At 42.9% G+C, this 18,992-nt stretch carries 16 protein-coding genes and 1 pseudogene; all 17 read right to left on the bottom strand.

The window, feature by feature from the left end:
• Window positions 1-7 precede the first annotated feature (7 nt).
• The 17 genes and pseudogenes from B5G00_RS06515 to B5G00_RS06435 all read right to left on the bottom strand — a co-directional run bounded on the left by B5G00_RS06515 (window position 8) and on the right by B5G00_RS06435 (window position 18,901).
• Complete coding sequence (locus B5G00_RS06515; RefSeq protein ID WP_087270333.1) at window positions 8-583, bottom strand: hypothetical protein; 576 nt, start codon at window positions 581-583, stop codon at window positions 8-10.
• A gap of 60 nt (window positions 584-643) precedes the next feature.
• The gene (locus B5G00_RS06510; protein WP_087270329.1) at window positions 644-1,567 is read right to left on the bottom strand and encodes a ParB/RepB/Spo0J family partition protein; all 924 of its coding nucleotides are present in this window, start codon (window positions 1,565-1,567) and stop codon (window positions 644-646) included.
• On the bottom strand, window positions 1,524-2,351 hold the full coding sequence (locus B5G00_RS06505) for a ParA family protein (RefSeq protein WP_022347017.1): 828 nt from the start codon (window positions 2,349-2,351) through the stop codon (window positions 1,524-1,526). Before B5G00_RS06505 ends, B5G00_RS06510 begins: the two co-directional genes overlap by 44 nt.
• A 13-nt stretch (window positions 2,352-2,364) precedes the next feature.
• Window positions 2,365-3,279, bottom strand: coding sequence for a DUF6017 domain-containing protein (locus B5G00_RS06500; RefSeq protein WP_087270326.1), 915 nt, complete (start codon window positions 3,277-3,279; stop codon window positions 2,365-2,367).
• A gap of 38 nt (window positions 3,280-3,317) precedes the next feature.
• Complete coding sequence (locus tag B5G00_RS06495) at window positions 3,318-3,548, bottom strand: hypothetical protein (protein ID WP_022347015.1); 231 nt, start codon at window positions 3,546-3,548, stop codon at window positions 3,318-3,320.
• 197 nt (window positions 3,549-3,745) lie between these two features.
• Window positions 3,746-3,865: pseudogene (locus tag B5G00_RS06490) on the bottom strand (sporulation transcriptional regulator SpoIIID); the annotation flags it as partial.
• 362 nt (window positions 3,866-4,227) lie between these two features.
• The gene (locus B5G00_RS06485) at window positions 4,228-5,481 is read right to left on the bottom strand and encodes an ATP-binding protein (protein WP_087270319.1); all 1,254 of its coding nucleotides are present in this window, start codon (window positions 5,479-5,481) and stop codon (window positions 4,228-4,230) included.
• Between the two features lie 179 nt (window positions 5,482-5,660).
• Window positions 5,661-6,065 (bottom strand): 8-oxo-dGTP diphosphatase MutT, encoded by a 405-nt coding sequence (gene mutT, locus B5G00_RS06480; protein ID WP_087270316.1) that lies wholly within the window; start codon window positions 6,063-6,065, stop codon window positions 5,661-5,663.
• Window positions 6,066-6,077: 12 nt separating this feature from the next.
• Window positions 6,078-9,020 carry a DUF3427 domain-containing protein gene (locus B5G00_RS06475; RefSeq protein WP_087270591.1) on the bottom strand — a complete coding sequence of 981 codons (2,943 nt, stop codon included), beginning with the start codon at window positions 9,018-9,020 and terminating at the stop codon, window positions 6,078-6,080.
• 84 nt (window positions 9,021-9,104) lie between these two features.
• Window positions 9,105-9,443, bottom strand: coding sequence for a nucleotide pyrophosphohydrolase (locus tag B5G00_RS06470; RefSeq protein WP_087270313.1), 339 nt, complete (start codon window positions 9,441-9,443; stop codon window positions 9,105-9,107).
• A gap of 20 nt (window positions 9,444-9,463) precedes the next feature.
• Window positions 9,464-11,047 (bottom strand): DUF2075 domain-containing protein, encoded by a 1,584-nt coding sequence (locus B5G00_RS06465; RefSeq protein WP_087270310.1) that lies wholly within the window; start codon window positions 11,045-11,047, stop codon window positions 9,464-9,466.
• Window positions 11,048-11,228: 181 nt separating this feature from the next.
• Window positions 11,229-13,133, bottom strand: coding sequence for a 1,4-alpha-glucan branching protein GlgB (glgB, locus tag B5G00_RS06460; RefSeq protein WP_087270588.1), 1,905 nt, complete (start codon window positions 13,131-13,133; stop codon window positions 11,229-11,231).
• Window positions 13,134-13,192: 59 nt separating this feature from the next.
• Window positions 13,193-14,551, bottom strand: a complete 1,359-nt coding sequence (locus B5G00_RS06455; RefSeq protein WP_087270307.1) for an alpha-amylase family glycosyl hydrolase — start codon at window positions 14,549-14,551, stop codon at window positions 13,193-13,195.
• A 15-nt stretch (window positions 14,552-14,566) separates the two neighbouring features.
• A complete protein-coding gene (locus tag B5G00_RS06450; protein WP_242971301.1) occupies window positions 14,567-15,157 on the bottom strand; it encodes a TetR/AcrR family transcriptional regulator in 591 nt (196 codons plus the stop codon).
• 163 nt (window positions 15,158-15,320) lie between these two features.
• On the bottom strand, window positions 15,321-16,877 hold the full coding sequence (locus B5G00_RS06445; protein ID WP_087270304.1) for an alpha-amylase family glycosyl hydrolase: 1,557 nt from the start codon (window positions 16,875-16,877) through the stop codon (window positions 15,321-15,323).
• 112 nt (window positions 16,878-16,989) lie between these two features.
• A complete protein-coding gene (locus B5G00_RS06440) occupies window positions 16,990-17,754 on the bottom strand; it encodes a TatD family hydrolase (RefSeq protein WP_087270301.1) in 765 nt (254 codons plus the stop codon).
• Window positions 17,744-18,901 carry an AI-2E family transporter gene (locus tag B5G00_RS06435; protein WP_087270298.1) on the bottom strand — a complete coding sequence of 386 codons (1,158 nt, stop codon included), beginning with the start codon at window positions 18,899-18,901 and terminating at the stop codon, window positions 17,744-17,746. The genes B5G00_RS06440 and B5G00_RS06435 overlap by 11 nt, the downstream gene beginning before the upstream one ends.
• Between the last annotated feature and the right edge of the window lie 91 nt (window positions 18,902-18,992).

Genomic DNA, 18,992 nt, shown 5'->3' with positions numbered 1-18,992 from the left:
TTCCCCCTTAAATGCGAAACGCCTGAAAATCCTTCCCGTCCGCGCAAAGCGTTACGGTCAGCATTTCAAAAATACGGGTAACATCGTGAATCTCATCTCCAGTCAGCGGGAGATAGAAATCGTCGCTTACCTTTTTGCAGATCATGGCCTTCCCAAACAGAAATTTTTCTTCTCCTACAGGAATCACCTTTCCGCCGCTGCAGCACATAGTCAGATCATACGTCGGTACAACACATTCCAGGACTTCCGTTGTCCCCTGGAACTCCTGCTCCATCACCTCAAGAGCCAGCGGCAGTTTCATCAGCTTTGTGGGCTTTCCCGGCTCCACAATCATGACATTCACATCCTCGTCCATCTGTTTTCCCGCCTCCTCTTTGCCTTTACTTTTCTCTTTGTCCTGTTCCTCCTGACACTCTTCCAGAAAATCCTGAAGGAAATCCAACAGGGCAGCCGCTTCTTCTGTCTTGCGTCCTTCCAGCTCCTTTTCATAGTAGCGGAGCAGCCGTCTGGCCTCATCCGGAGAGCCGGACAGTACCGGGACAAAAAAGTTTACGTTTCCAGAAATGTTTACACTCATATCCATCTGAAATTCTCCTTTTTTCTGCGTATAAAAAATGCCCTCTATGGGGCAAGATTCCTTCGTTTATCGTTCCTGTTCTCTCTGCTTTTTTCTTTGCCACTGCTCCAGCAGCCGGATGATCGTGTCCTCCATCTGTTTGGGCGTATAGGATTTGGGAAAGTATTTCCGCAGGACGTCCTGCTTGATAATGACCCGGTCAAGATCCGTTTTCTTTTCTTCATCCATGACCGTACACATGACCTCGAAGGTACATTTCCCTTCCTGGCTGTATTTCTTTAATCTCTGCGCCTGTGACAGTGAGGGCGTAGCCTGCGCGTAATCCATGGCTTCCAGAAGCTGCTTCTGTTCCTCCGGCTTTAAAAAAGACAGCTCCACCGCAGGATTAAAGGCAATCTGTTTCTGATCCACCATATCCAGCAGTTCAGGGATCAGTTCGGTCAGCCGGATAAAGCGCCGAACCGTATCTTTGCTTACCCCAGCTTCATCACCAACTTGCTGTACGGATAACTTCTGCGCAACTTGCGTAGAAGTTAAATCGGAACGCATTCCCTGATGTTTAATCGCTTCCAGCTTCATCTTATAGGCGAAAGCTCGCTCGCTGGGTAGAATGGTTTCTCTCTGCAGATTACTGTCCACCATGAGAATCGTGGCCGCGTCATCATCCAGGTCCCTGACAATTACCGGCATGGTTTCCATGCCTACCAGTTCACAGGCATGATGTCGTCTGTGCCCAGCTACCAGTTCATAACCGCCGTCCGGGGATGGCCTTGCAATCGCCGGAGACAAAACACCAAACCTTGCGATACTCTCCACCGTCCGCTGCATGGATTCATCATCCAGCACCTTAAAGGGATGATTTTTAAAAGGATGAAGCTCCGCCAACGGTATCTCCCGTACCTTTTCCAGCCTATCCTCAGCGCGGCTCTGCTCTGTGGAGAAGATATCAGCGTAAGTGTTCAAGCTGACGTTTCCGCCTTTTTTCTGCATCGCTTAACACCTCCTTCGTCAATATGCGGTAAGCCTCCGCCACCTTTCCCTTCGGATCGTGCTGAAAAATACTTTTCCCCTCGGCACTAATTTCAGCGGCCCGGACAGACCGGGGGATATCCGTAGAAAAAACTTTAATATTGTTTCCATAGGCTTCCCGGATCAGTGCGCTGATTTCCTTCGCGTAATTCGTCCGGGAATCCACCATTGTCAGAAGAATGCCTTCTATCTTCAGTTTGGGATTGATCTGCCGCCTCACCTTGCTGATGGTCTGAAGTAGCTGTTCAAGACCCTTCGCGGAAAGATACTGGGCCTGTACCGGAATCAGCACCTGATCAGCCGCCGCCAGCGCATTGACCGTCAGCATCCCCAGGCTGGGCATACAGTCCAGCAGAATAAAGTCATACTCCCGCCGCACCGTATCCAGGTACTGTTTCAGGATCTTTTCCCGGTTCATGGCGTTCACCAGCGATACCTCCAGACCGGACAACATGATATTGGCAGGCATCAGGTCAACGCCTTCCGGGTGATGAAGAAGCCCTTCCCCCGGAGCAAACGGCTGCTCCATCATAATTTTCTCCATCGCATCGGACAGCGTGAAAGGCAGCTCATCCGGCCTGGGATATCCAAGGGCCACCGTAAGGCTTGCCTGGGGATCTGTGTCTACCAGCAGCACCTTTTTCCCTTCCTGGGCCAGCCCAATCCCCAGATTCTCACAGGTTGTCGTTTTACCCGTTCCGCCCTTCTGGTTCGAGACAGCCAGAACGACAGCTTTATTCGTCATTTTCCTCCTCCCTTCATATCCTCCCGTTTGCCATGTCATGGTTCACACGGGACGAGTAATAATTGCTGATAGTCAGCGGAGCATTATAAAGCGCAGTCAGCAGATATTGCTTCATGTTCCGCACCTTTGTGGTATTCTCCTTCAGGCAGGAGAGTACAAAGTGGATATGTTCACCTGTCAGCTTCATAAACTGGCTCTTTACCACATCCACTGGCTTATCATCCCCGGCAATCCTTATCAGCTTCCTGGCCGTACAGCAGGTATCAACCAGAAGTCCAAGTATCTCTTCAAGGCTTTCTGTCTCATAGGGATATTCCTGAACCAGATACACATATCCAAGCTGCTCCCGAAAATACTCTTCATAACTTCTGCGAAGTTCTATTCCCTCGCTATCCCGTCCCTTCATCCTGAAAGAAGAGAAAAGATCAGTATCATTACTGTCAGTCTCTTTTAAATCAGTATTATTTCCGTGTCGTTCTGACACTTCCTGAAATGGTCTTTCGACACTTCCAGAAGTGTCCTTTTGACATTTCTGGGAATTGCTATCCACATAGTTATCCACAGACTTATCCACATAAACGCCAGTAAAGTTTTTGACATAGATTAAGTTGGGCTTTCCAAGTCCCTGGCGCTTTCTCTCAATCAGCCCGGCTTTCTGTTCTAACTCCGCCAGAAGGGAAACAGCCTTCTTGTTCCCGCAGGAGAGGGCGCTCATGATTTCCTCTACGGTGAAGATGATATATACCCTTCCCGCCTGATCCAGCCAGCCGTTAGCCGCAGACAGGTTCATCCGGTCAAGCAGGATTCCATACAGTGTTTTAGCGTCTGTGGATATATTCCCGAAACGTCCGTCTGTGAAAAGCACTTTAGGAATCCGGTAGAAGGCAAACTGCTCCGCCTGTGGGCCGTAAAAATAATCAAAAGCCACTTACCGCCACCGCCTTTCCACATCCATGAGGACAGCGGTCATCTCTTTTCCTTCCAGTCCTTCAGGATTTTCTTCATACACAGGCTCACGCATTTCGGCTCCTGCCTGTAAGGGCAGCCGTTGCATTCGCTGTGCAATTTCTTTTCCGGCCGTACTCTGTAGTAGCAGTTTTCCTCACCGCCCAGATCACAGCCCTTTTTCTTTCCTGACCAGAAGTAACAGTACCTGCAGTCCTTCGGTCTGTCCTCCGCATATTTCACTTCCGACATTCTGGCTCACCTCCTTCACCCGTTTCCGGGCATGAAAAAAGCGCCTGTCCGGCGATTCTTATGAATCGTCAAACAGACGCTATGTAATCCACTATGAAGTTGTGATCAGGCTCCTTCCTGCCCGAAGAAGCCCTGAAAACCTTTTAAACAGGCGCTTTTTGCCTTCCCTGAAATTCTATTCCTATTATGACACCATCATCTTTATGTACCGTAGATTTCGACACCCCAAATTTCTTTGCTGTCTGCCTTACCGTGGCTTTCTCTTCAATAATATAATTTGCAATTTCAATAGCACGCTCTTCAATATAATCTTTCAAGGAAAATCCCCCGAAATCTCTGCTTTTTACAATCTATGCAGAGAAATAAGGGGGCATTCCCTTTATCCGTGAACATTAAATTGGAAAATATATTGGTGCATTATATTATAAATAACACTTTTTTCTCCTTTTGAATATATCCCCTTGCATACACTCTTTTTACACTTTCTGCAAGAGGATAGAACGTAATACTTTCCTTTTTTGAAGTACTCCGGTCTTTACAAAATAAACCAGAAGCCTTCCGTAATAGACAAGGGGATTATTACTTTTCGGATATATCTGGCTTCATTCTCATTCGGCGATGCACTCTTACCTCTATTTCGGCGATGCACTCTTACCTCTATTCCATGCCTGTTAACCAGCTACAGTTCCAGGCTATTCTCTTTCATCAGGAAATCATATATACTCATGGTCGTGATCCCGTTTTCATCTCTTGTCACATTTACCACATCTTTCACCACAATGATCTTTTTGAATGAATCCCTCACCTGAAGCAGAGACGCTTTCTCTTGCTGCTGCTTTTCCTCCGTCGGCATAGCAAATGCAGACTGAATATAGTATCTTCGGCTCCCCATGTTAGCAACGAAATCAATTTCCAGCTGTTTTCTCTCTGATTTTCCTTCCACATCTCTTCCTCGTTTCTCTACAAGTCCCACATCTACGGAATATCCTCGGCTGCGGAGTTCATTATAGATAATGTTCTCCATCAGATGGGTTTCCTCCACCTGCCTGAATCCCAGTCTGGCATTTCGAAGTCCCACATCTTCAAAATAATATTTCACAGGTGTACCGATATATTTTCTGCCTTTCACATTATAACGATTTGCTTTGTGCACAATAAAAGCGTCCTCTAGATATTCAATATACTGGCGTATTGTATTTCCACTGATGCTGGACCTAAGAACACTTCTAAATGTCGCCTCAATCTTTGACACATTGGTAAGTGAACCGATAGCAGAAGCAAGGATATTAACCAAATCTTCCAGTTCCTGTGACTTTTCAATATGATGACGTTCAATAATATCCTTCAGGTAGGTCTCCTCGAACAGTCGGGTCAAATAAGAAACTTTCTGGTCCTCTGTCTTCATTGTCACAGTCAGGGGCAGTCCCCCGTATAACATATAGTCTGCCCACCCGTGGTACATATCCCCCTCATATACCTGCATAAATTCCCGGAATGTCAGTGGAAAAATATGAATCTCGTCTCCTCGCCCCCGGAACTCCGTTATAACATCCTTGGAAAGGAACCTTGAATTACTCCCTGTCACATATATATCCACATTGTCGATATGCAGCAGAGAGTTTAACACCTCTTCAAATTCATTTAAGAGCTGTACTTCATCCAGAAGAATGTAATGCATCTCTCCATCCTGAATACAGGATTCAATATATTCGAGAATCACATCCGGATCCCTGTATTGTCTGTGTTTTCTCTGATCCAGCTCAATACTGATAATGTGAGATTCTGAAATTCCTTGCTCCAAAAGATAATTTCGAAAAATATGAAATATCAGATAAGATTTTCCAGACCTTCTGACACCGGTCACTACCTTAATCAGGTGATTGTGCATCCGGTTAATCAGTGCCTGCAAATAATGATTTCTCTTGATTTCCATACAGCGCCTCTTTTCATTGAATATTTTTGACACAAATGCCATTTTTTTTAACTATTATATACTGTAAAATAGCTATAAGCAATCTCCTATTGAATATTGTTGACACATTTACCGTTTTTATTCATTTTCATATAATTGAAGATAAAAGAGCCGGCCTGTCCAGCCGGAAAAATTTTCATCTATCTCTTTTGTATTTCCTCCATATGCTTTTTTATGCTCTGAACCAATGCCTGATCTGCCGGCAGCCAATCCACGCTATCCAGTGTTTCTGCCGTTAACCATTTTGCCGCCTCATGCTCCTTTAGCACGAGCTCACCTGATTTAATTGTACAGAAAAAGCAATCCATAGATAAATGGAATTCCGGATAATCATATTCCACGGTCTCCAGAAAATCTTTTACTTCAATTTCTGTATCTAATTCTTCTTTTATTTCCCGAGCTAGAGCTTCCTGAGGTGTCTCCCCCTCCTCGATCTTTCCTCCTGGGAACTCCCATCCATCCTTGAATTCACCATATCCCCGCTGGGTGGCAAATATTTGATTGTCATGTATGATAATTGCTGCAGCTACTTTTATTGTTTTCATTCAATTCCTCCATTATGTATTTACAATATATTCGTATATATCCTCACGAACCGGCGTATCCAACTGCCATTCAATCTCCACCGCTGTTTTATCTGTATTTGCCATAACAAATTCTTCTGCTTTGCCGGTTGCCGTCATTCTTCCCAGATAGTAGAACTCCTTTGATATTTTATCATCTTTATTTTTGCGGACAAACAGTTCCACATCAATACCACGTTCCTTCGCATGAAGAAAATTTTGTACATCATCAGATTCTCTCGTTCTGCTCTGCTTTGATATAGCAATAAGTCTGCTTGGACTTTCAAAATGGTCTTCATATTTTATCGTATCCTGGATATACTCTTCTTTATCATAATTAATAAATACCGGGAATGTTTTCGTTTTCCGGTCATACTTATATCCACCAAGATTCAGCGGCACTTCATTGTTCTCCCATTCCAGAAGTCTGCATACATCTTCGTATGTATATTTCTGATAAAGAACAAAATTTGTATCTTGATATCTGCGACTGTAATTCTCTTTATACCTGGAAACACCGAATTCAATCAGTTCTTTTATAATCTTATAAAACTCCGGATTTTCCAGCATTTTCTCAAATTCCGGAGAAATCTCATACTCCCCTGTTTTTGTTCTATCTAAGAAAATGCAGTCTGAATATGTTTTCTTACCTGATCCAGACTGGAATTTATTTGTCATTACATTAACAACATTTTTAACTGTTTTATCCTTTAGTTCAATTCCATAAATATCTGACAGATCTTTCTTCCACAACTGAAAAAAACTCTGTCGATAGATCAGCATACGGTTAAGCATAGCAAGTTCGTGGATCCTTTTCCCGCTGGCTAACTTTTTTGAAATAAATTCAAGCACTTTTTCTTCCTCGGGAGAAAGTCTGACCGTATATTCCTTTTCATATTTTACTAAAAATTTGTAGTAGGAACCAAGGCTGCTGTTATCAAAGATACGAAGAACGTCCATCTCCCCATAGTCATCAAAATCCTTCAAAGCAGGAATATGTCCCAGCTTATTTTTTAAATTTCTGTAATTTTCTTTTATCAACCGGATATCGCTGAAATTCGCACTGTCAATTGCCGAAAAAATTCGTTTTTTCGATATTTCGTCAAAATGAATCGTTGAAGAACCTGGTATTATTCGCTCTCCTTCTAAAACATATCGACGAATGTTATCCTTGTTATAGCTTCTGTCGCCAGACAGAGCAATAGGTATCATAAAATTATTTTTATAGTTTCCAATAAAATCTAAAATTACTAAATATTCTTTATTCTCAGCTTTGCGGAGCCCACGGCCCAGTTGCTGCACAAATATAATCGGCGACTGTGTAGGTCTGAGCATAATAATCTGGTTTACTTCCGGAATGTCAACTCCTTCGTTAAAGATATCAACTGTGAGAATGTAGTCAAGCTTGTCTGCCCCCTCTTCAAGAACCAGCCTTTCAACTGCCCGTTCCCGCTTCTCCTGACTGTCATCGCCAGTTAATGCCAGGGTTCTGTATCCCCTCTCATTAAATTTTTCACTTAATATGCATGCTTCTTTTTTAGAACTGCAAAAAATCAATCCCTTAGGTCTCTTACCGCAATAACCATAATATTCTATTTGTTTGATTACATAACTGACCCGTTCATCGCTGGTAAGTTTATTAAAATCTTTCAGCCCTGTGTTTTCATCTATTGTCTCGCCGTCAATCTGTAAATCTGTAATGCCAAAGTAGTGAAACGGACACAGCAGATTTTCTTCCAACGCTTGCTGAAGACGTATTTCATAAGCAATATTATGGTTAAAAGCAGCGTATACGTCAAAAGTATCTGTACGTTCCGGTGAAGCAGTCATACCCAGCCAAAGCTTCGGTGTAAAATACTTCATGATATTCTGATAGCTTTCCGCACCTATTCGATGAGCCTCGTCAATAATAATCGTATCAAACTCATCTCTTCGGAACTTAGAAAGGATTTCCTGCTTCGCCATCATCTGCATAGTTGCAAACAGGTAATCCGTATCAAATGTTTTTGAATTTCCTGAAAGCAGTCCAAAGGTGCGGGTATTTCCAAACACCTTTTTGTAACTTACAATCGCCTGTTTTGCAATCTGTTCCCTGTGCACAAGGAACAACACTTTCTTTGTTCCTTCTTCTCGCAGTGCGAATGCCGATGCATAAGTTTTACCTGTTCCTGTCGCTGAAATTAATAAAGCCTTAGATCCACCATCTGCACAGATTCTCTGAAGATTAGCAATAAATCCTAACTGCATGGTATTCGGCTGAAGTTTGTATTGTTCCAGAGATGGAATCTGTTCCCTTTTTGCTATTTCTCGTTGTCTCCGGATCACACTGTAATTTAAAGCATACTCATCAATAAAATCTTCAAATGCCACAGCATATGGGGAATTCCATAAGCCGGCAAATTCTGTTAGCAGTTCCTCTGCATATTCTCCTTGTTCTGTAGAAACTACTTTTGTATTCCATTCTTTGTTTTTTGTCAAAGCGTTTAAGGTCAGATTCGAGCTTCCAACAATGATCCGATAAAATTCCTCATTTTTAAAAATATAGCCTTTCGTATGAAAGCCTTCTTGGGCCTCATTCGTCTGATACATCTTTAATGTAATATTACTCAGTTCATCCAGCTTTCTTAAGGCTCTGGGTTCGCTGAAATTCTGATAGTCCGTGGTAAGGATTTTCCCGGGAATGCCTCTCTTTTCCAAATCTTTCAATGTCTGAAGAAGAGGTGTAATACCTCCCATTGTAATAAAAGCGACACTAATAAAAAATTCTTCACATGATAAAAGCTCATCTTCGATGGATGAAATAACTTTGCGCCCTTCTTTATAGTTGTTAGAAATAAACTGAGGCTTATAGGCCAAATTAGAAGGATATACTTTATCAATATATGCTGTAACACATCCTTCTTTTATTAAATTTTCCTCTCTTGACTTATAGTTCATCATCTGCAGCTTTTCCTGTCAAAATTCTTTTTTTATGAAAATAGAAACAATCCTGTTATTTTAGAATACAGACTAAGTTCCCTTCTATGTCCCCAACTCTGTATACTTTTCTTTATGCCCATATGCTTTTTCCACCGGATACTTTTCTCCGTTTTTTCTGACTTTTTCCTGAATGATCTCATCCATGTCCAGCCCGCATGTATCTGCCATTAAAATACAATAGTTTAATACATCTGCCAGTTCTTCCCGGATTTTTTCTTTTTTGGACTCACACCAGACATCTTCTGCACTCCATTGAAAGACTTCCAGCAGTTCCGCTGCTTCCAGACAGATGGAGATTGCCAGGTCTTTTGGATTATGGAACTGCTTCCAGTTCCTGTCTTCCCGAAATTTTAATACCTCATTAATTGTTTCTTCTTTCATAGTTTTATCCCCTTTCCCGATCACTCTGTGTCAACATACTGCGAAATATACTCTTTTAAAGCAGGATCGCACACATAAAGGTATGTGCCAAGAATGCCCCTGGTCATCAGCACATAGTAAATATGCTGAATGTATTCCTTAAGTTCTTCGTATTCCGCTGTTCTTTTCCCGTTTTGGTCATGATAATTCTGAGGACGGATTATAATTTTTTTCTTAACAGCGTCATATCCAATTTCATCGCCTATAATAATAAAACCATAATTCAGGTCATAGCCCTGAATGGAATGGATACATCCTACTTCATCAATGGCTCCTTCAGAAAGCACCCAGCCTTCTGTACAATGATTCCACTGTTTCTTTATTTCCTGGATTTCAATGTCATACAAGGACTTATCCTTTTTACTGTCCCATTCCCATGCATAACCGGCTGCCATTCTTACTAATTGAACTTCTTTTTCTTTCTGGTACATCAGGTTATTGAATTTACCAAAATCTTCTACTAGTTTCAGCTCGTAGCCTGCAAAAGTTGTTTTCTCTTTTACTCGTCCTTCTAAAAGCTGCTTTACATAGGCTATATAATCCTTTCCGCCTTTCACTCTCATCTGTGTGAGGAGATTGTAATAAGATAATACTCTTTTTGACTGTTCCCTTCGCATTTTATTTTGAAATCTTTTTACATCAATACCGGATGGGCCAACCACCTGCATTTCATCATAGAATAATACCGGACATTTACATTGATGCAGGATCCAGTCCAACTCATCGCTTTCCGTTGTTAATCCGATCCGTTCACAGCTTTTTTTGAATGGTCCCATATAGGAAATGTTTTTATATTGGTGGAGCCGATGAGCCTCATCTACAAGCAGAATATCATAGAACTGTTTCGTCACGTCTGATGGAGATAAAATATCTGATACCCTAAGGCCGTAAATGCTTTTGAAAATTCCTTTTAATGTTTTTCGCAGTGAAGTTTGAGGTACTACAAATCCGATCTTTTTCCCCTTAAATTCTTCACTGTCTTTTAAATATTTCATCAGAAAGATAGCAACGATTGTTTTTCCGCTTCCAGGCATACCATTTACAACAATGGTTTGGTTCTCTTCCTGTCTCAATGATCCGACAATTTCTTCTACTGCTGTTCTCTGATCATTATTCAGTTCTTTATATGGGGAATATTTAAACAGGTCAGAATTCTCAAGTTCTTCTAACGAATGTTTTACTAACTTCGCCCGCTGGAGGCTGCGCCACAGCACCTGAAATTTATCGTCATATTCTTTCTTTCCATAATATTCCTTATCCGCCATTCCAGCGTTTTTATTGCGTACCTCATAGAGTTCATCTGCTGCAATATACTGGATAAGTTTAGACTCATAATCAAAAGTAACGGACTGGTTAAATTTTGAAGAATATATAAAATGTACTTTATTAAAAATACGTTTATCAACAGAGTTATAATGTTGTGACATGCGGTTTTTCACATGGTTAGACTGCCCTATATATGCCTGTTTCCCATTCTCTAATATGTAAAGCATGGGCCAGTTGGACAGGTAGCTTTCATTTCCATATTTCTGCTTTTTAAAATTGCCCTCTGTTATCTTAAACATACTTATTTTCCTCAATTTAGCATTACTTCATCTTTTGTATAAACACTTTAAATTTTAACATAATCGCAATCATTAATCTATACCTATAGATCATCTAATCCACCCATAAAAATCCCCCAAAACCTCTGCCTTCAAATTTCGTCAGAGATTTTGAGGGATTCCTCTTTTTCAATATTCTATTTTAGAATAAGAACACTGCCACTCCATAAGCCGGCAGCGGATATGCAAAGGAATATGGCCTTCCGTCGCATTCTTTCTTCACTGCTTTGTAAATGGTCTGTTCTTTATGTTCATGGCCGCCGAACTCCGGCTCCCGGCTGTTCAGGATCAGTTTATACTGTTTCCGTTTTGGCACGCCAACCCGGTAGTCATCCCTGGCCACAGGAGTATAGTTGATCACAAAGAGAAGATTGTTTCTTCCTGTAGGTGACATCCGCATAAAACTGTAAATACTTCTTGTAGCATCGTCTGCATTGATCCACTCCAGGCCCTGAGGATTTGCGTCATTGGCGTACAGAGCAGGGTATTTTTTATAAAGGGCAAAAAGCTGTTTCACGTAGTTTTGGAGCTGCTGGTGGCTCTGCTCTCCTAAGAGGTACCAATCCAGTTCTCTCTCCTCGCTCCATTCCTGATACTGGCCGAAATCCTGTCCCATGAACAGCAGTTTCTTTCCCGGATGACCGATCATGTAAGAATAACCTGCTTTCAGGTTTTCGAACTTGTCCTGTCCCAGGCCCGGCATTTTATTGATCATCGAGCATTTCAGATGGACTACCTCGTCATGGGAAAGTACCAGGACATAATTCTCGCTGTAAGCGTAGGTAGTGGAGAACGTCATCTTATTGTGGTTATATTTTCTGAAATAGGGGTCCAGCTTCATGTATTCCAGGAAGTCATGCATCCAGCCCATATTCCACTTCAGGCTGAAGCCAAGGCCTCCGTCTTTTGGATCTCCGGTAACCATAGGCCAGGCGGTAGACTCCTCAGCGATCATAACGGCGCCTTTATTTTTCCCAAGAACCACGGAATTCAGGTGACGGAAGAATTCAATCGCCTCCAGGTTCTTGTTCTCTCCATACTGATTAGGAACCCACTGTCCCTGCTGCCGTCCATAATCCAGATACAGCATGGAAGCCACAGCGTCCACTCTCAATCCATCCACATGATACTCCTGGATCCAGAACAGCGCGTTGGCAATAAGGAAGTTCTTCACCTCATTCTTGCCATAATCAAAGACCTTGGTGCCCCAATCGGGATGTTCCCCTTTTCTCGGGTCTGCGTATTCGTAAGTAGGCGTACCGTCAAAATCTGCCAGTCCATGGGCGTCTCTTGGGAAATGGGCCGGTACCCAGTCCAGGATAACGCCGATTTTATTTCTGTGCATATAGTTGACAAAATAACGGAAGTCTTCAGGAGTACCATAACGGGAAGTAGGCGCATAATAACCTGTTACCTGATAGCCCCAGGAGCCGTCAAAGGGATGCTCTGCAATCCCCATAAGTTCTACGTGAGTATATCCCATCTCTTTTACATAGTCTGCAAGGGCATGGGCCAGTTCCCGGTAATTGTAAAAGCCTTTGTCTTCCTCGTCTTTCCGGGGATGTTTTTTCCAGGAACCGGGATGTACCTCGTAAATGGCCATAGCGTCTTTTTTTACATCAAACTCCTGACGTTTCTTCATCCATGTAGCGTCTGTCCATTTGTAATTGGTAATATCCACTACCCTGGAGGCTGTACCTGGACGTACTTCTGAAAAGTTTGCATATGGGTCCGCCTTATACAGCTTTTCTCCTTTATAGGTGGTAATACAGAATTTATACAGGTCTCCCACCCGGACTTTGGGGATAAAAAGCTGATAAATTCCCATGTCATTGTCACAGTTCATTACATTGGCTTCCGGGTCCCAGTCGTTGAAGTTTCCTACTACGGAAACCGCCTTTGCATGAGGGGCCCAGACTGCAAAGAAAACCCCCTCTTTCTTTCTCTGAGTCCCCGGATGGGCCCCCAGAAGCTTATAGATTTCATAATGTGTCCCCTGTCCGAAAAGATATCGGTCCAGCTCTGTTATTTTCATATTGTTTCCCATAAAACTCTTCCCCTTTTTTGCCATATTCAGGAATGTACAGCATTCCCGCACCTATTATTTTAACGTATTTCCAGGAATACGCTTCCTGCAGCTTTCACAGTGATATGCAGCCTGCCGTTTTCCACCGCCACTTCCTCTTCTGTTTCTAGATTTACATAAGTCTTATCCTGGAAAGGAGCTGGAATGAACAGCTCTGCCTCCTGCTCGTCATTGTTTACAGCAGTCAGAAGTCCCTGTTCCTCTGTAAATCTTGCGAAAGCATACTGCCGGTTGGTCAGCAGCAGCTCCCTGTAACGGCCATAGGCCAGGCACTGGCTGAACTTCTTATGGACTTCTCCAAGCTTCTTTACCCAGTCCATCACTGGAGAATCCTGTTCTTTCTCCAGGTCCTCCATACTTAAAGCAGGTCTCAGGAAGTCATCATTGCTTCCTTCTTTTCTGCCTTCAATCCCCCATTCAGAACCATAATAGAGAGAAGGGATTCCCGGTAAAGTATATAAAAGTGTATATACCGGATAAATATGCTCTTTCTGGTTCAGCTTGCTCATGATCCTGTCTACATCATGATTATCTACAAAAGAGTAAAGTTTCATACCTTTGTAGATGCCGCCGTTTTCATCAAATTCTCTCCGGATAGTATGTGCAATTTCAAAATAATTGTGATCATTGTGTCCGGAATAAAGACCTTTATGGAGCTCATAGTTGGTAACGCTGTGGAGCATCTTCTGTCCGTCCTGGATATAGCGGCTGTAGTCTCCATGGATCACTTCTCCCATAAGCCAGAAATCTTTTTTCTTCTCGGACGTCCGCCGCCGCATCTCTTCCATGAAGTAAAAGTCCAGACAGTCTGCACAGTCCAAACGGATACCGTCGATATCAAAAGTATCGATCCAGAAATCGATCACATCCAGAAGATAATCTCTTACTTCAGGGTTCTGAAGGTTCAGGTTAACCAGTTCAAAACAGTTTCTCCAGGCTTCATAGCCAAAACCATCATTGTAGGGGTTGTTCCATCCAAAGTTAATGCCCTTGTACCATCCGCAGTAAGGAGAATGTTCCCGGTTCCTCTGAATATCCTGGAAGGCAAAAAATTCTCTTCCTGTATGGTTGAAAACTCCGTCTACCACTACCCTAATATCCAGGTCATGTGCTTTTTTTACAAATTCTGCAAAGTCCTCATTGTCTCCCAGTCTTCTGTCTACCATTTTATAGTCTCTGGTATCATATCCGTGAGTAGTGGACTCAAAAAGAGGTCCTATATAAATAGCGGTACAGCCCAGCTCTGCCACATGAGGAAGCCAGTCATTCAGAAGTTCAAATCTGTGGACCACCTGCTCCTCTCTGTTCTCCCTGGGTGCCCCGGTCATGCCAATGGGGTAAATGTGATAAAATACTGCCTCTTCATACCATGCTGCCATTTTCATTTCCTCCTGTTAAGAATATATTCCGTATAAAAATTGATGTACGATCTCATAAGTAGTCTCATTAGAGATTTCAAAATTTTCATTTTCTGAAAGTCCGTAGCTTACTGTCATAATATGGTGATTGAGAGTTCCTGTGAATCCAACTGCAAACAGCCTCTGCCTCCCTCTCATATTGCCCAGCTGAGACGCTGCGTTTTCAAAAATCCCTACAATAAGATTATAATAATTCTCAATGAAAGGCGCCACTGTTTTATAAGCTTCATTTTGTCTCCCAGAGTAAAACAAAGCCAGCATAAACAGATAAAATTTTTGGTGGTCTGCCGCATAGTCAAAAAATTCTCTTGCGACTTTATACAAGACCTCCGGCAGATTAGCCTTCATCCTGGTTGCCTCCAGAACTCCTTTTTCCAAAACTCTGTATCCCCGCTCCAGGAGATTCTGTAAAAGCCCTATTTTGCTTCCGAAATAATAGTAAAGAGTCGGTTTTGTAACTCCCGCCCTGTCTACAATTTCCTGAACCCCCACTGCGTCATATCCTTTGGCATAAAAAAGATCCAGTGCGGCATCCAGAAGCAATTCCCTGTTGTCTATTCGAATCACCGCCTTTGCTCTTAATGTCTGCGATAGGTCTATTATACCAATCGGTATATAAAAAATCAACACTTCCTCGGCAAAAAAACACCTTTCCTCATATAAACAGAAAAAGCAATGAAAACAGCCTTTTTTCTTCAGCTGTTCCCACTGCTCTCCCTGTTTATTCTTTTTATTTTATTTTGATAAAGCTTGCACTTGCAGGAGGAACGGTCAGAGTTCCGTCCTTCAGTACAGACTCACCATTGTTGGAATACAGAATATCTATTCCATCCTTGGCATTTATCTTACACGTAACCTCTTTATCAGAAGGGTTCAGGGCCACTACTATTGTTTCCCTCTCTCCTGTTCTCTTATAAACCAGAGGATATGCGTTATCCTCTGCATAAAGGAATTCCAAAGATGCATTGCTCTGAAGGGCCTCATGGTCAAGACGGATTTTAATCAGTTTCTGAACTTCATGGAACAGAGAATCTTCATCTTCCATCTGAGCTTCCACTGTAGGACGGTTCTTGTCCGGATCGATCATAATATAGAGATCCTCTGGCTTAGCGCTGGAAAAACCTGCATTAGTGGTCTTATCCCACTGCATGGGAGATCTTGCTCCTGTCCTTTCATATCCTCCTTCTACAGAACGGATACCTGCCAGATAATTCATGCCGATTTCGTCTCCATAGTATATAAAAGGCGCTCCCGGCATAGAAAGAAGAAATGCAAAAGCAATCTTTACTTCTTCATCATCCAGTTTTTCCTTGATACGGCTCATGTCGTGGTCACCGGAGGGAATACAGATCAGTCCCTTTCCGTTGGTCTTGTCATAATTAGCCTGGTAGGTTCTTACAAAATCTCCAATGTTTCCTTTTCCCTCCCGTTTAAAATATGGGTGCTCGCTGCGGAACAGATCCATATAATAAGAAGGTCCGAAATGAAGAAGGAAGTCCATATGATATCCTCCCTCCAGAGATTTGTCCGGCTGTCCCCATTCAGAAATCATGGCCGCCTCCGGGAACTCTTCATCTAAGAATTTACGGAAATCCTGCCACAGCTCAATGGTTCCCTTTCCCTCTTCATCATTCTTTACCAGGGAGCCTGCCATATCCACACGGAAACCATCGCATCCCATTCCCAGCCAGAAACGCATGATATCTTTCATGGCCTCTCTGGTAGCCATTGCTTCAGGAGAATGCATATCTTTCTGCCAGGATTCTGTCACCTTATAGAAACCATAGTTCAAAGCCGGCTGAGTAGTATAATAGTTGGCTGCACAGGAGCCGTCTCTGTCTGAAAGACCTCTGATACAGCCCTTAATATTTCCTACATTTTCAAATCCCTTCCAGGCTTTATCCGTCCAGATATAACGGTGGCTAAACTCATTTTCCTCTGGGCTTAAAGAAGCTTTAAACCAGGGATGTTCAATAGATGTATGTCCCGGGACCAGGTCTAAGATCACGTGCATATCTTTCTCATGAGCCTTTGCGAAAAGCTCTTTCAAGTCCTCGTTGGTTCCATATCTGGGCGCAGCTGTATAATAATCCGCCACGTCATAACCTGCATCTGAGAAAGGAGAAACAAAGCATGGATTCAACCAGATGGCATTACATCCCAGTTCTTTTATATAGTCTAATTTTCTGATGATTCCCTGAAAATCTCCGATGCCGTCTCCATTAGTATCCAGAAAAGTCTGAGGGTAAATCTCATAAAAAATTGCATTGTCCAACCATTTTGGCATAAGAAAAATCCTCCTCTATGTTAATTCTCTATTTAACATCTTATTATAGATTTCGGATAAATTCCTGCAATTATTTGATTGAAAATTACGATATTTTGACTTTTTCTGCTATTTATATTCCAAAGAGTCTTTCTGCATTCCTTCTGGTAACCTCAACCACTTCCTCATAAGACGCGCCCTTTATCTGTGCAATGGTCTGAGCCACATAGGTAAGGTAGAGAGAACAGTTCCGCTTTCCTCTGTAGGGTTCCGGAGCCAGATAGGGCGCATCGGTCTCCAGCAGCAGATAATCCAGGGGCGCATATTCTACCACTTCTTTCAGCCGTTTTCCATTCTTAAAAGTAACCACACCGCCTACCCCCAGATAGTATCCCATATTCATATATTCTCTGGCATGTTCTTTGGAGTAGGAATAGCAGTGGATCACTCCCTTTAAATTGTCCGCCCGCTCTGCTTTCATGACATCCAGGGTATCTTTAGCTGCGTCCCGGCTGTGGACGATAATGGGCAGCCCGGTTTCTTTGGCCAGGTCCATCTGCCGGACAAACCATTTTTTCTGAACATCATGATTTTCTTTGTCCCAGTAATAGTCCAGACCGATTTCTCCTACAGCCACGGTTTTTTCTCTGTCACACAGACTCCGCAGCCACTTCATGTCTTCTTCGGTGAGACTTCCCACCTCATCCGGGTGAATACCTACTGCTCCATAGACAAAAGGATATCTTTCCATAAGATCCGCCGTATCCTTTACTCCTTCCAAAGAAGCTCCCACATTGATGATTTTCTCAATTCCATGGGCATGCATGGTCTTCAAAAGTTCATCCCGGTCTCTGTCAAAAGCCTCATCATCATAATGGGCGTGTGTCTCAAATATCATGGATCTTTCTCTCCTTTAATCTCCTATGGACGGTCTGGCGGAACAATGCGTAAATGATAGAGGTCAGTGGAATAAACACCAGCATTCCTACTACTCCCATCAGGTTTCCGCCTACTGTCACGGCCATCAGTACCCAGATGGAAGGCAGTCCTACCGAGTTTCCTACCACATGGGGGTAAATCAGGTTTCCCTCAATCTGCTGAAGGATCAGAAACAGGATAACAAAAGCCACCGCCCGCATAGGGTTCACCACCAGGATCAGGAAGGCCCCTACAACACAGCCAATAAAAGCTCCGAATATAGGGATCAGAGCGGTACAGGCGATCACCACTCCAACTAACATCGCGTAAGGAAATTTCAGAATACTCATTACCACGAAAAACATGGTTCCCAAAATCACTGCTTCCAGGCACTGGCCTGTAACGAAGTTAGAAAATGTCTTGTAACTCAGAGAAGCCACTTTTAACACCTGACGCACAACTTTTCCAGGGAAAAATGCGTAAAGGACTTTCCGGATCTGGACAGATAACTTTTCCTTTTGGAGCAGAATATAGCAGGCAAATACAAAACCGATTACAAAGTTCATCACAGAGTTGATCACAGTTACTGCCACATTAAATGTAGTTCCCAGTACATTTCCGGCTCCGTTTTTCAGAAAGTCAATACCAGTCTGTATGATCTGGTCCCAGTTAACCTCCAGAGAATTAAACCAGTTATTGATCTGCTCTTCAATCAGGGGATTGGCCTGGAAATTATCTGTAAACCATTTCTGCATCCTGGGGATTGCCAGCTCGATCTGGCGGCTCAGGCTCACAATGGTGCTTCCGATTTCCGGTATTAATACTACCAGAACGATCCAAATGATCACGATAACCAGCAGGATGGAAAGTATGAGACTTGCCGGCCTTGCTAATTTTTTCGCTTTTCCCTGCTCCTTCAGTCTGCCGAAAAGTCTTTTTTCCAGAGCATGCATAGGCACATTAAGGATAAAAGCAATGGCCCCTCCCAAAATAAAGGGGAACACCAGATGCCAGACAAACACAACTCCCGCTGCCACGCTATTAATCTTTTGTACGCCTATATAGAAGAGCACTGCAAAAACGATCAACAGCATAATGTTCTTCATATCCTTTTTGTTCAAATCCATACGCATCCTCCCATTTTCAAGAGCAGCCCCATTTAACTGGCATAACGACAGCTTCGTTTATGTTTTGTGTTAAATGGGACTGCCAAAATAT

Origin of the sequence: Blautia sp. An46 (genome assembly GCF_002161645.1) — a bacterium.
Lineage (GTDB): Bacteria > Bacillota > Clostridia > Lachnospirales > Lachnospiraceae > Blautia > Blautia ornithocaccae.
The sequence above is the reverse complement of the archived record's forward strand: the minus strand, read 5'-3'. Positions and strand labels throughout refer to the sequence as shown.